This is a genomic window from Serratia sp. 22264, assembly GCF_052045345.1.
GTDB classification, from domain to species: Bacteria; Pseudomonadota; Gammaproteobacteria; order Enterobacterales; family Enterobacteriaceae; genus Serratia; species Serratia plymuthica.
Genome location: NZ_JBQEOY010000001.1, coordinates 600,737 through 612,772, shown reverse-complemented (window position 1 = coordinate 612,772; position 12,036 = coordinate 600,737). Strand labels below are relative to the sequence as shown.

The window sequence follows — 12,036 nt, the reverse complement described above, 5'->3', positions numbered from 1 at the left end:
GCAGCCTGGGTAACTCCGGCATTATTACGTCGATATTTTATCCCTGAAGCGATTGATCCTAAGCTTGAAAAAACTTTAGCCCATTGAAGAATATAACCAATGAGCAAAATGGACGCGCTGATTATCATTGGAGTGGTGCTGATGACCGCTCTCTGGATAGGTACGATGTTTAACCTCGGGGGTCTCGCCACCCGCTTTTCACGCTTATTCCACTGGATTGAAAGCCAGCGCTAACGCCCCCCTACCGCATAATTCTCCAAAAAAAACCGCCTTGCGGCGGTTTGAATATTTCTCCCACTGGCTCAGTTCACCTGACACCAGTTATGCGGTTTCACGATACCGCCGTCCGGTGAGGTGTAACCGATGCAGCCCAGTACGCTGTCGAACAGCTTCTCATGAAACACCGGCGTTTTGGCCTGTTGCAGCGCCTTCAACTGATTAAACGCTGCCTGGTGGTCGGGCTGGCTGAGGAACTTGTCGGATGCCCAGACCATGATGGGAACGGTACGCTGTTCCTTCGGCGCGTGATCGCGCGGGGTGCCGTGGAAATGCATATTTTCCGAGATCGACTCTCCGTGATCCGAAGCGTAAAACACGATGGCATTACGGTTACGTAGCTGATTGAACACTTGCTCAAGGAAATAATCGGTGTACAGCAAGCTGTTGTCGTAAGAGTTGATCATCTCCTCCGTAGAGCAGGCGTCATCAATGCCCTGGCACTCCGGCTTGTAACGGGCGAAAGCGCGAGGATAGCGTTCGGTATACATATAGTGCGAACCTTTGGTATGCAGAATGACCAAATGCTTGCCCTGCGGGTGACGGCCCAATGAATCCTGCAGCTCGTCAATCAACGCCATGTCGTTCACCGGTTTGCCGACGTTGCGTTTTTCCGCCTGAATGCTTTCTCTCAGCGCATAATCGTCCGCCTGAGTTTTGTTATAAAACCAGGCTTCGCTTTGCATCGAAAACAACTCCGAGGAAAAGCCCTGTTTTTTCAGCACCGAAAAGACGTTCATTTCCTTCAGCGTCCGCTCAGGTTCTTCAGCAGCCCCCCCTTCCCGCACGAACATGCAACGCAAAGAGAGTTTGGTCGAGGTGTCGCAGGAATAACCCTGTAACACCGCCAGGTTGGTTTCCTTATCAAGGTAAGGCGTGTTGTCGCGCTGGTAGCCGTAAACGCCCATGTGATCACGTCTGGCGCTTTCACCGATCACAAACACCACATAGAGATCATTCACGTCTTTCGGCGGCTGATAGGTAAAATGCGCAGCCGGATCGAACAGATTACGGCTGTCTTCCGCCTGACTGTAAGAGCTGTAGGTCAGCAGCCCCAACGCCGAAAGCCAGTTCGACGGTGAATAGCTACCGGCGACTACGCCGCCATAGCTGGCCATCAGCTGATTATTTTCGCGATCGTGGCGGTCCTGCACCTGCCCCATCAGCGTGAGCGGCAACCAGCAGCACACCCCGGCAGCCAGCATGATACCGCCCTTTTTAAACAACGTAGTCCAGTTACTGCGCTTCAGTGCAGCTTCGTGCATCGGCGCCAGCCAGATGAACAGCAGCGGCAACAAACTTATCAGCACCATCCACACGCCAAAATGCCAACCAACCGACTCTTTGGACAGATCGACATCGGTAGTCATCACCGCCGCCAGGATGCCGTAGCCGATATCGACGTGGAACAACACCATGTAATAGCTGGCAGCCACCGAGCTCAGAACCAGAAACGATGCCAGAACGCGGAACAGTCGACGCCCCAAAAACGAGATTAGCAGAGTGATAAAGCACACCAGACTAAAGGCCGCGACGACCTCAATGCCGATCGACAGTAAATTGTCGTAATTGAGTTGCTGATAACGGCGATAAAATATGGGGATATTGAGCAATACACCGAGATAAAACGCGATAAAGAAAGAGACCTGCAACTGGGTCCAACGTCGGAACTTCTGCATTATTGATACCATTCTCGCCAAAGTGAATTCATAACTGCTTACTGACACAGGTTGTAGTTGAGGGCAACGCGCTCATCCTGCTATTGAATGGTAATCTGACAGATAATTTGAGCCGACGTTGCTCCCGCGAGAAAATTTATCGTTGTTATACTGTAACAAACCGTGTGTAAAGGGGATTGCCCATCAAAAACCGAGCCGGGCTAGCCTGCGGCCAGGGTTGGCGAATGCTCAGCGTGCTTGCCACCTTTGGAACCGCCGCTCAAGAGTTTTGGCGCAAAGCCTGATGTTAATCAGCCCCCTCCCCCGTTCCCATTAAGTCATCTTAGCAAGTTCAGATCCCCAAGCTGTTACATGAGGTTATTCCTAATTAGCCATCTGGATTGCCGCCGCCTATTGATAGGAATATTCTTATTACGTTATCGTTAACTTACCGCGAAGGCATGTACCTAAGTGGAATTTGCAGTATTTTATTTTTTAATGGCTTCTCAGCCCGCTTCGGGCGGCGCTTTAAAGTTCACCAGCGGTAAAAACACTATGATTGATTACTCTCTTTACGGTCTCGACGATAAAGACGTCGAGTTGTACCGTGAACAAATATACAACCTTGTCGGCAAGAGCGTAGTCCAGGTGCTCTTGTCCAACAGGCCCATCACCAAGCAAAGCATTCTCGCCCACTTGATCAAAGAGGTCGAAAGACAGCCCGAGGAATATTGCCAAAAGCTGCACAGAGCCGCTATCGAGGTCATTGGGGTTAACGGTCGTTAGCCGGGATATCTGCAGAAATCGGACCTGTGCGCCCTCTTCGCTATTCTGGTTGTTTTAACTTCGATGTCGGTAGCCAATGTAAACGCAGATAAAGTGCCGTTGCCTGGAGGGCGCTGATGGGGCTAAGGTTTAGTTGTGGGGAAAACAATATCCGGCTACCGGAACGCCTTCAAATAGCCGGATATCGTCTTATATTGCGTGACGTAGCGGGTGTCAGGTTAAGCGATATACCCGGATGCCACATGTCGACAGCGTTGCTAGCCAGACCGATATTCAACCTGACGACACGCTATGGGCCAGCGCCGAAGAAAGATATTGAGCTCAATTTTTCAACTAGCTATCACTAGCGGCATTCACCGGAGATCGCATTTTTCCCCTGCGGACAAACATCGGAACTTTGCGGAATAACGCCCAATATCGATCCAAAAGACCCTGAACACCCAGATAGCATTACAATAATCAATAAAAATACCCCCCCTCTCATACAACGCCCCTTCTCTTTTTACTCTCCGGTTATATATCACTTATCGCTAACCGTCTTAAAAAACTGCCAGATTTTATGAAAAATGCAGGTGCCCCCAGCATTTAGCCTTACGGCTCGCTTGCGGATGGCATCCGCGTTTCGAGCCGAAGCGCAATCCAGCGATCGTCTGGAATGTTCATAAGCTTAGACGATTGGGAGCGGCCATCAGCGAAGATAAAGCGCTGCCTTTAAAAATAGGTATCTATGTCATAAGACGTCTCGAAGCTTGAAGGTGATCTATACGACGAGCAGGCGATTTCTGGCCACAAAAACGTTGAGCAAACGGCCAGGAATATTATGAAGATGATTTTTTCAGGCACAAAAACCGCCTCCCGATGGTCACGACATTACTGCATATTATTTTGATTATTCTAGAATTATTTCCCTGGCGCCCAGAACGGGACTTGAGCCTGCACAATCATAAGTCGAGGAGTTTTAAATAAAATTATTTATATCAAGAAGTTAAAAAAACGCTAAAACTGGAAACCCTGGCATTTGAAGACAGCACATTGCCATTTTAGGAACATAAAAACGGATAGTTATGCACGATACCCCTTAGAGCCACTGCCAGTGCGACAAACGGAGTACAATGATTGATTATATAAATACTTCATTAGATGCTGATTCTATTGATGTTTATTTTATAACATTCCACATGTCGTCAACACCACCTAGATAGCCGTACTCAAATTTACACCAAGTGCATAACCACACTTTACAAATTGCATTTTTGTGTAAGAATAATATTACAAAAAATATACAATTGTAAATTACTTGCAAGGTTAATTATGAATACAGCTAAGGATTCTATCGAACGTGACGGATTTGTAGTTTTCCCAAACCTCTTTTCTCCAGATGAAATGGCCAAGATGAATTCTTCCATTCACAATTTTTTTAAGAGGAAAGGCGTTACATATCGCTATGGCTTAACTCAGCCAAACATAGCTGTTGAAGAGCCTGAGTTTTCATGGGTCATCAGCCATCCAAAGGTTTTAGAAGCCTACAGGGCTGTCTTTGCCATGGATGATTTTGTCTTTACGTCTCATGCTGACATTCACCACAACATGGGTTTCGGCTGGCATAAAGACGATGCTAAAGGCGGTTATTTTTCTGAACCCTATTTTACGCCTGATTGCCGCGTGTACAAAATGGGTATCTACATGAATGACCATTCCACTGATGGCAATGGGATGTCGGTACGAGTTGGTTCTCATCTTAAAGATAACCTAACTGACGGAGAGGCTATTTCACTGGCAACAAAGCCTGGGGATGTAGTGATTTTTGACGTAAGAATTACTCATGCAGGCAAGGAGTATGATGTTGTTGAGCGAGGGTTGCTGAAGATCGGAAGGCTATTTGGCGATACGAACGGCAAGTCGAAAATTGGTCGTAAACTACGAGATCTCTACTGCAGCTTTAAAACTGGAAAACCGAAGCGCAGCTTCTTTTTTACATTCGGCGCCCCAAACATTTTCACCTATGACTTTGCCCGTGCAAACATGCGCAGGCAGATAGAACAATCAGGCGGGAGCGAATACGTTTTATCTGAAAAGTTATCAAATGAACTTCATAGTAACGGCGTTAAAACCCTCAGATTTGAAGAGGGTTTGTAGCAGGATGGCCAGGAACCCCCTGGCCAAACTTTTTTACCTTATGCAATGTTTTGTAGCGTAAATTACCTTTCGTTTATATAATGCTTACACTTTGAAATTTTTCCCCACGCCTAATAAAAGAGCATTCGGATGAAAAATAACCGCGTTGAATCACTGGATTATCTTCGTGGATTGATGGCCTTATCGGTTGTTATCTATCATTACACTTCATGGTCAATGTCTACGGGGTCATCGGTTGACGTTATTGGCAGTCAGTTCCTTTTAGGAAAGCTTGGTATATATGCCGTCTCTGTTTTTTATATACTTAGCGGGATTAGCCTTGCATATATTTATGATGGCAAAATAACATCTACACGTCATGTTGCAGCATTCGCCGTAAAGCGCGTTTTTAGAATATTCCCTTTATTCTGGATTGCAGTAACAGCGATGATTACTTTTACTTGGCTTTTAGCAACTGTAAATAATCAGGCTTTTGATTTCCCATATTACAAGGCATTTTTAAATTACACGCTATTATTTGGCTTTATTGAACCAACTGCATATTTATCCACAGGAGCTTGGTCAATTGGAAATGAGCTCGTTTTCTATTCAATCCTATGCCTTACTTATCTTGTATCCTCTTCATACAAATATGTTTTCCCTACGGTAGTAATATTAAGTATCGTAGCAGGGTTTTATTTTGCTTTCGGCGTTCTTGATTCCTCATTACCATTATCAGAGCAGTGGCCTACTTATATAAATCCGTTCAATCAACTATTCCTCTTTATGTGTGGTGCAGCAGTCGGAAAGTACGCGCCAAAAGTAACAGTAAGCAATAAAGCCCTATTGATAATTTGTTTATTATCAGCGTTAGCATTCATTTTTTACCCTGTATCACATGATAAAATCAACCTGGTTTCAGGTGCCAACAGGATCATTATTTCTGCTTTGTGCGTAGCATTTGTTTTCTCTCTCTACAAATTAAACCCAAGCTACGACAACCTGTTAACTAACGCGCTAGGGAAACTTGGAGAGATATCGTATTCGATTTACTTGATGCACCCTATTGTTGCAATCCCAGTTATGTTTATCGCTAAAAAGGTTGGCATGCCAATAGGTTTTGGCTACGCAACTTCTTTCATTTGCGTCATAATTGTCGGGTTTGTTACCTATTATCTTGTGGAGAAACCAATGATGCTTGTCGGAGCGAGTATTGCTTCATGGTTAAAAAAAGATGTGGTTCCTACCCACAATTTGGTTAAGTAACCCTATCAAATAATAGGCCACCGCTGTTTTAAACGACCCTATATTAGTTAACTACTGGCAGGCTGGGATAGCTGCCGGTAGTTTGCACTCCTATCCGATACGTTGGTGACTATCTGTCCGTAGTGTGCGTATCTGCGTGTATAGATGAACCAATCTGCAATTGATCAACCACGAACGTCGGGCGCGCACATCTGCAGTTCTGCACGGTACTGCCACCGGAACTTTTCCACAGCTTAAGACGGTGCCAGCGGTGTGCTCGAGCAGCCAACTATCGTCAACGAGAGCGGGAATTAGTTTATCCACTTTTCACTCTCCAGGGTGCAGCTCGCAGCTGCACATGGTTCGCCAAGAGTGCGCTCGAAAAGAACGGCGTTTATCCTTGCCGTAATCGCCCTGTGCAGCCATACACGCCGTCCCTGGCCTTGACTTGATGCGTGACGTAGCACCTCAAGCCAGCGTTCTGGCTTGTGATCACTGCCGCCTGCTGCTGGCCGGTGTTCCTGCACTGCGTCAGCGCATCGTTGATATTGTCGATTGTTGGCTGTCGACCTGCTAACCAGACGCCAGCACCGACAATGGACGCCAGGTCAGCAAGACCACCAAGCCAGCGGCAATCACTTCATATCCCGATCTGGATTTCGATTTCACTTACCATTGCCCAAAAGCGAAAGATATCTCCGAACTGAACGGTTCTTTGACAGATAAGCAGGCCATTTCGGGCCATACAACGCGAGTCAGACAGCACTTTAGATCGTAAAAGGAAGATAGTACCTGTGGTCGGCGGGCAGTAATTATTCAGCGTTCAGGCATAGAATAAAAACGATGTTAGGAATGATGTTAGGAAAGAGAATTTCAGGCACAAAAAAACCGCCTTCCGGCGGTCACGACATTACTACATATTGCTTTGATTATTCTGGAATTATTTTCCCTGGTACCCGGGGCGGGACTTGAACCCGCACAGCCATAAGCCGAGGGATTTTAAATCCCTTGTGTCTACCGATTTCACCACCCGGGCTCGGGAAAATTGGAGGCGCGTTCCGGAGTCGAACCGGACTAGACGGATTTGCAATCCGCTACATAACCGCTTTGTTAACGCGCCTTAATTCTGCTGCCTTCATCAGGCCAAAGCTCGTGAAACACCAGCTTTGTTTAATTTGGAGCGGGAAACGAGACTCGAACTCGCGACCCCGACCTTGGCAAGGTCGTGCTCTACCAACTGAGCTATTCCCGCATCAATCAGAACTTACTGATTTTTTTGCTATCTTTCGGCGATTCACCGCTGCCGTCTGATGCGATGCATTCTACTTACCTGACGTAATGAGTCAATAAAATTGTTGTCTCATTACGTTTGTTTGACGATTTTTGCAGCGCTTTGATCAGGGTTCAAGCAAATCTTTCCGGGCCGCGTTCAAATATTGGAACATTGACCAGAAAGTCAGCACCGCCGCGATGTACAACAGGCCGAAGGAGGCATACTCAACGGTACGTTCCGGGCGCCACAGCAACCCCACCAGCGACATCATTTGCGCCATGGTTTTGACTTTACCAATCCACGATACCGCCACGCTGCTGCGTTTACCGATCTCCGCCATCCACTCACGCAGCGACGAGATGATAATTTCACGGGCAATCATGGTCGCCGCAGGCAAGGTGATCCACCAGGTATGATAGTGCTCGGCTACCAGCACCAGCGCCACCGCCACCATCACTTTATCCGCTACCGGGTCAAGGAACGCCCCGAAACGGGTAGTTTGCTTCCAGCGACGGGCCAGGAATCCATCAAACCAGTCGGTTATGGCAGCAAATACAAAGATGACGGCGCAAACCATCGGAGCCCAGGTGAACGGCAGGTAAAATGCCAGAACAAAGAATGGGATCAGAACTACGCGAAACAGAGTAAGCCAAGTCGGTATATTCAATTGCATAATGCTACGGTAACTATCTGGCTGGAGTGGGAATTAAGAGTATGTTGCTACATTGCCCTCAGTGTTTCAATGCATTGTAGATCTTTTCTGCCAATGCTTGTGAAATACCCGGCACTTTTGCAATTTCCTCAACGCTGGCGTTCAATAATGGTTGAAGTCCACCCATATACTTCAACAGCACCTGTCGCCGTTTTGGCCCAACGCCATCGATCAGTTCCAACGCGCTGGTATTTCTAACTTTTGCCCTTCTCTGTCGGTGCCCGGTGATCGCATGGTTATGCGAATCATCGCGGATATGCTGGATCACATGCAGCGCCGGCGAATCCGAAGGCAGAGAAATCCCCTCGCCCTCCGGTACAAAGAACAATGTTTCCAGGCCGGCTTTGCGATCTGCGCCTTTGGCGATACCAATCAACAAAGGTTTGTTTTTATCCCAGGTAACGTTCAGTGAGTTGAACACCTCGATCGCCATACCAAGCTGGCCCTTACCGCCATCGATAAAAATAACGTCCGGAATTTTGTTCTCTTCCAGAGCTTTACCATAGCGTCGTTTCAGCACTTGCGCCATGGCGGCATAGTCATCCCCTGGCGTAATGCCGGCGATATTATAGCGCCGATATTCCGAACGCAGCGGCCCGTTGCCGTCGAAAACCACGCAGGAAGCGACGGTCTGCTCACCCATGGTGTGGCTGATGTCAAAGCATTCCATGCGGTTAATCTCAGAAAGATTCAGGATCTTCGTCAGTTCTGCCAACCGCTGATGAATCGTCGACTGTTGCGAAAGCTTGGTTGTCAACGCGGTCGCGGCGTTGGTACGCGCAAGTTTAAGGTAACGCGCACGATCGCCACGCGGTTTGCTTTGGATTTGAATCTTGCGACCAGCCAACTCGGAGAGCGACTCCGCCAACAGGTCTTTTTCGGGCAGATTGAAGTCTAGCAGGATTTCTGCTGGCAGAGTGCGAGCCTGGCTGCCCTGTAAATAAAACTGCCCGACAAAGGTCTGCACCACTTCGCTCATCTCGGTCCCCCCCGGCACCTTCGGGAAGTAGCTGCGGCTGCCCAACACTTTGCCTTGGCGGATAAACAATACGTGCAAGCAGGCCATGCCTGCTTCAAACGCCACGCCTATCACGTCCAGATCGTCGCTATTGCCCGAAACGAACTGGCGCTCCGTCACACGCCGCACCGCCTGGATTTGATCGCGGATACGCGCTGCATCTTCGAAATTCAATGCCTTACTGGCGTTTTCCATCCGTTCGATCAACTGATGCAACACCTGCTGATCCTTGCCTGACAGGAACAGGCGCACATAGTCTACCTGCTGTTGATATTCCTCCTCACTTACCAGTCCGGCGACGCAAGGCCCCAGGCAACGCCCGATCTGATACTGCAAGCAAGGGCGCGAGCGGTTGCGGTACACGCTGTTCTCGCACTGGCGTATCGGAAATAGCTTCTGCAACAGCGCTAATGTCTCGCGCACGGCATAAGAGTTGGGAAACGGGCCGAAGTATTCACCCTTGGCATGTTTAGCACCACGATGAACCGCCAACCGCGGATGACTGTCTGCGCTAAGGAAGATCAGCGGATAAGATTTATCGTCTCGCAAAAGAACATTATATCGCGGCTGGTATAACTTTATGTAGTTATGTTCCAGTAATAGCGCTTCTGTCTCGGTATGCGTAACAGTTACATCTATTTGTGCGATATTTTTAACCAACGCCTCGGTTTTTCGGCTTCCCACCTGCTGGCGGAAATAACTGACGAGGCGTTTTTTCAGATCTTTGGCTTTACCGACGTAGATAACCGTACCAGTGGCGTCATACATACGGTAGACGCCGGGCTGGCTGGTTACGGTGCTTAAAAAAGCTTTGGCATCAAAACGGTCACTCACTGCTTAACAACGTCTCCGCATTGAACAATCCGTGTCGGATAGCCAGGTGTGTCAATTCGACGTCACCGCTGATATTCAGTTTACTGAACATACGATAACGGTAGCTGTTCACCGTTTTAGGACTGAGGTTCAGTTGTTCCGAGATCTCATTCACCTTTTTGCCTTTGGTGATCATCAGCATAATCTGCAGTTCACGTTCAGACAGGCAACTGAACGGGGTTTCCGTCTGCGGCTCCAGTTGGCTCAATGCCATCTGCTGGGCAATGTCCGATGCGATGTAGCGCTGGCCTGCCTGCACCGACCGGATGGCGTTAACCACATCCTGCGGCGCAGCCCCCTTACTCAGGTAGCCTGCAGCACCTGCCTGCATCACCTTGGCAGGCAATGGGTTTTCAGTATGAATAGTCAACATGATGACTTTAACGTCGGGCGCATAACGTACAATCTTGCGCGTAGCTTCCAGCCCGCCAATGCCCGGCATATTCATATCCATAAGAACGATATCTACAGCATTGCCACGGCACCATTTCACGGCGTCTTCACCGCACTGGGCCTCCCCGACAACTTTTATACCTTTGATATCTTCAAGAATGCGTCGTATCCCTGCGCGCACCAGTTCGTGGTCATCAACAAGAAGAACGCTAATCAAGGAAAAATCTCCAAAAAAAGGGAGTAACGCAATCAGCCTCTGTTATAGCCTGAGATATTACTTGTTTTTCGGCCAAGAATGAACACAGATTAATACTAACTCCCGATTAACTTTGCGAAACGGCGCTGATTTTTGAATTTTAGTCATCCGCCCAGCCCGATAAAGCCGTTCTCTGCGGCCCCCCACAGCGGAAATATTAGTGGGTGTGATTCCTGCCTATGATACCGCACCAGTCATAAAGCGCGGGTAAAATCAATGTAAGAAATAGCAACGTAGATAATATTAACACGAATGCAATTGCGTTGTAATTCATTGAAATAAAACGAGACGATAACTGCCGTTCTGCTTCTCAGGAAAAAACGTCACGAAAGAAAATTATTCAGCAGAAAATTAGGTGCCAAAGAGCAAGGCAGCCACGTTGATAATTAGAATGGCCCCCATAAGTTGATAATAACATACCGGGCAAATACTTATTAACCCCAACGAAATAACTGTCACTTATTCTGTCCTCTTCCCGTTGCCGAACGGATGCCGGGGTATTGATTAATCCACTGCACGCCTGCGCTATAGCCCACAAACGATAACCGCCGCGTTAACACACCGATAACCGCTGAATGGCGCAGTTCCAGCGCTATCTGTGCAGATGGATATCGGATGCTATGCTATACTCCGCGCCCAGATAAATACGCATCTGCATGCCAGAGTGAATGAAATCGGTGCTGATGCGCATCAAAATGCATATTGTTTCAGGCTACGGCCCAAAAATCAGGAGAGAAAATGAGCAACGTTGACTTCACTACGTCTGCAAACCCGGAAACGCTGGCGACAGAAGTCGCCTGTCTTAAAGCGACGCTGACGCTGATCCTGAAATCGATCGGCCAGGCGGATGCCGGGAAAGTCATTATCAAAATGGAACGCTTTATCGCACAGATTGAAGACCCGGCTCAGGCCGAAATCTTTAAAAACAGTATCCAACAAATTAAGCACGCTTACCGTCAGTAAGCTGCCGTCCATCCGGCCTGCCATTCCCGCAGGCCCGTTTCCCTCACGATTTTCATGAGCAATTGATCTCCCACATTATTTCGGGCAGTGTATTTTTATTTACGCCAGAGAAACCTATGGGCATCCTCGTTAAAGCGTTGATCGGCGCTTTGGTCGTAGTCTTAATCGGCCTGCTGGCCAAAAGTCGCAGCTACTATATTGCCGGCCTGGTGCCGCTATTTCCCACCTTTGCACTGATTGCGCATTACATTGTCGGCAGCGAACGCTCGATCGAAGCGCTGAGAACCACGCTGATTTTCGGCATGTGGGCGGTTCTTCCCTATCTGGTGTATCTGATCTCGTTGTATTTGTTTATCAACAGCATGAGATTGTCTTGGGCGTTGAGTGCGGCGGTGTTGTGCTGGATTGCTGCAGCGTGGCTATTGATCACTCTGTGGGGATGGTGGCAAGGGCGCTGAATGCGCCCCG

At 48.1% G+C, this 12,036-nt stretch carries 11 protein-coding genes and 3 tRNA genes; 7 read left to right on the top strand and 7 right to left on the bottom strand.

The annotated features are described in order from the left end of the window. Positions 1–99: 99 nt before the first annotated feature. Positions 100–234, top strand: coding sequence for a hypothetical protein (locus ACTJJ1_RS02980; protein WP_440832319.1), 135 nt, complete (start codon positions 100–102; stop codon positions 232–234). Positions 235–302: 68 nt separating this feature from the next. Here the strand turns inward: ACTJJ1_RS02980 and eptB are convergent, their stop codons facing one another. After that, on the bottom strand, positions 303–1,955 hold the full coding sequence (gene eptB / locus ACTJJ1_RS02975; RefSeq protein ID WP_006324625.1) for a kdo(2)-lipid A phosphoethanolamine 7''-transferase: 1,653 nt from the start codon (positions 1,953–1,955) through the stop codon (positions 303–305). Positions 1,956–2,405: 450 nt separating this feature from the next. On the opposite strand from eptB, the gene ACTJJ1_RS02970 reads away from it, so the two are divergent. The 4 genes from ACTJJ1_RS02970 to ACTJJ1_RS02955 all read left to right on the top strand — a co-directional run bounded on the left by ACTJJ1_RS02970 (position 2,406) and on the right by ACTJJ1_RS02955 (position 6,657). Then, positions 2,406–2,720: a hypothetical protein gene (locus ACTJJ1_RS02970; protein ID WP_006324624.1), complete on the top strand. Its 315-nt coding sequence runs from the start codon at positions 2,406–2,408 to the stop codon at positions 2,718–2,720. 1,311 nt (positions 2,721–4,031) lie between these two features. Then, the gene (locus ACTJJ1_RS02965; RefSeq protein WP_440832317.1) at positions 4,032–4,856 is read left to right on the top strand and encodes a phytanoyl-CoA dioxygenase family protein; all 825 of its coding nucleotides are present in this window, start codon (positions 4,032–4,034) and stop codon (positions 4,854–4,856) included. A 129-nt stretch (positions 4,857–4,985) separates the two neighbouring features. Then, positions 4,986–6,101, top strand: coding sequence for an acyltransferase family protein (locus tag ACTJJ1_RS02960; RefSeq protein WP_440832315.1), 1,116 nt, complete (start codon positions 4,986–4,988; stop codon positions 6,099–6,101). Positions 6,102–6,531: 430 nt separating this feature from the next. Then, the gene (locus ACTJJ1_RS02955) at positions 6,532–6,657 is read left to right on the top strand and encodes a hypothetical protein (RefSeq protein ID WP_440832313.1); all 126 of its coding nucleotides are present in this window, start codon (positions 6,532–6,534) and stop codon (positions 6,655–6,657) included. Between the two features lie 373 nt (positions 6,658–7,030). Here ACTJJ1_RS02955 and ACTJJ1_RS02950 read toward each other — a convergent pair. The 6 genes from ACTJJ1_RS02950 to uvrY all read right to left on the bottom strand — a co-directional run bounded on the left by ACTJJ1_RS02950 (position 7,031) and on the right by uvrY (position 10,566). After that, positions 7,031–7,116: transfer RNA gene (locus ACTJJ1_RS02950), tRNA-Leu, on the bottom strand. Positions 7,117–7,126: 10 nt separating this feature from the next. Then, positions 7,127–7,200, bottom strand: a tRNA-Cys gene (locus tag ACTJJ1_RS02945). 56 nt (positions 7,201–7,256) lie between these two features. Then, a tRNA-Gly gene (locus ACTJJ1_RS02940) sits at positions 7,257–7,332 on the bottom strand. Positions 7,333–7,477: 145 nt separating this feature from the next. Further along, a complete protein-coding gene (gene pgsA / locus ACTJJ1_RS02935) occupies positions 7,478–8,026 on the bottom strand; it encodes a CDP-diacylglycerol--glycerol-3-phosphate 3-phosphatidyltransferase (protein ID WP_004942945.1) in 549 nt (182 codons plus the stop codon). A 58-nt stretch (positions 8,027–8,084) separates the two neighbouring features. Further along, positions 8,085–9,917, bottom strand: a complete 1,833-nt coding sequence (uvrC, locus tag ACTJJ1_RS02930) for an excinuclease ABC subunit UvrC (RefSeq protein ID WP_006324623.1) — start codon at positions 9,915–9,917, stop codon at positions 8,085–8,087. Then, positions 9,910–10,566, bottom strand: coding sequence for a UvrY/SirA/GacA family response regulator transcription factor (gene uvrY / locus ACTJJ1_RS02925; RefSeq protein ID WP_004942941.1), 657 nt, complete (start codon positions 10,564–10,566; stop codon positions 9,910–9,912). The genes uvrC and uvrY overlap by 8 nt, the downstream gene beginning before the upstream one ends. Positions 10,567–11,343: 777 nt before the next feature. Here uvrY and ACTJJ1_RS02920 point away from each other — a divergent pair. Both ACTJJ1_RS02920 and ACTJJ1_RS02915 read left to right on the top strand, forming a co-directional pair. Next, positions 11,344–11,568, top strand: a complete 225-nt coding sequence (locus ACTJJ1_RS02920) for a DUF2594 family protein (RefSeq protein WP_004942939.1) — start codon at positions 11,344–11,346, stop codon at positions 11,566–11,568. 116 nt (positions 11,569–11,684) lie between these two features. Next, complete coding sequence (locus tag ACTJJ1_RS02915; protein ID WP_004942938.1) at positions 11,685–12,026, top strand: GlpM family protein; 342 nt, start codon at positions 11,685–11,687, stop codon at positions 12,024–12,026. Positions 12,027–12,036: the final 10 nt, after the last annotated feature.

Coding starts and splice junctions, on each gene's coding strand:
- ACTJJ1_RS02980 (WP_440832319.1), top strand. CDS start 100: ATGAGCAAAATGGACGCGCTGATTATCATTGGAGTGGTGCTGATGACC.
- eptB (WP_006324625.1), bottom strand. CDS start 1,955: ATGCAGAAGTTCCGACGTTGGACCCAGTTGCAGGTCTCTTTCTTTATC.
- ACTJJ1_RS02965 (WP_440832317.1), top strand. CDS start 4,032: ATGAATACAGCTAAGGATTCTATCGAACGTGACGGATTTGTAGTTTTC.
- ACTJJ1_RS02960 (WP_440832315.1), top strand. CDS start 4,986: ATGAAAAATAACCGCGTTGAATCACTGGATTATCTTCGTGGATTGATG.
- ACTJJ1_RS02955 (WP_440832313.1), top strand. CDS start 6,532: ATGCGTGACGTAGCACCTCAAGCCAGCGTTCTGGCTTGTGATCACTGC.
- pgsA (WP_004942945.1), bottom strand. CDS start 8,026: ATGCAATTGAATATACCGACTTGGCTTACTCTGTTTCGCGTAGTTCTG.
- ACTJJ1_RS02920 (WP_004942939.1), top strand. CDS start 11,344: ATGAGCAACGTTGACTTCACTACGTCTGCAAACCCGGAAACGCTGGCG.
- ACTJJ1_RS02915 (WP_004942938.1), top strand. CDS start 11,685: ATGGGCATCCTCGTTAAAGCGTTGATCGGCGCTTTGGTCGTAGTCTTA.